Raw genomic sequence first — 791 nt, 5'->3', positions numbered from 1 at the left:
CTCGGCGCCGTGCACGGCATCGCCGAGAGTCTCTATCGCTGGTTCCGCACGCAGGGCCTGGCGGCCGACGATGCGTTTCTCGAATCGGCCCGCAGCGTCACCGCCGCCATCAGCAAGAAGATCTCGCAAGGCGGCGTCCTGGCCGTCTACGAATCGCTCGACGCGCAGGGCCGCAAGCTTTTCGAGAAGGCCTATGTCGCAAGCTACCGCCCCGCCGCCGATCTGCTGCACGAGATCTACCACGAAGTGGAAAGCGGCAACGAGGTGCGCAGCGTCATCGGCGCGGCACGGCGGCTCGACCGCTTCCCGATGCACGAGATCGCCGGCACCGAAATGTGGCAGGTCGCCCGCCATCCCAAGACCAATCGTGAAGCGGCGATCAATCCCGTCACGGCCGGCGTCTATGTCGCCACCATGATGGCGCAGGCCGACCTGCTGCGCGAGAAAGGTCATCCCTATTCGGAGATCGTGAACGAATCGATCATCGAGGCGGTCGACTCGCTCAACCCCTACATGGACTATCGCGACGTCGCCTACATGGTCGACAACTGCTCGACCACGGCCCGGCTCGGCGCGCGCAAATGGGCGCCGCGCTTCGACTACGCCGTGACCCAGACCGTGCTGCCGACGCTCGAGGCGTCGGCCGATCCCGCCCTCTTCCGCCAATTCCTCGACAGCGACCTGCACCAGGCGCTGTCGGTCTGCCTCGCGCTGCGGCCGCCGGTGGAGATCGCCGTGCTCGGGGGGGTCAGCGGCGCGGGGATGGGAGGGGCTCGGTAGGCGGCGGGCCC

At 67.6% G+C, this 791-nt stretch carries 1 protein-coding gene; it reads left to right on the top strand.

Going from position 1 to position 791, the window contains the following annotated elements; all coding sequences use genetic code 11:
• On the top strand, nucleotides 1-780 hold a 780-nt coding region (locus DNK49_RS23105), incomplete at its 5' end, for a hypothetical protein (protein ID WP_279386439.1).
• Between the last annotated feature and the right edge of the window lie 11 nt (nucleotides 781-791).

The sequence above is a fragment of the Parazoarcus communis SWub3 = DSM 12120 genome (genome assembly GCF_003226565.1).
Taxonomy (GTDB): Bacteria; Pseudomonadota; Gammaproteobacteria; order Burkholderiales; family Rhodocyclaceae; genus Parazoarcus; species Parazoarcus communis.
The sequence above is the reverse complement of the archived record's forward strand: the minus strand, read 5'-3'. Positions and strand labels throughout refer to the sequence as shown.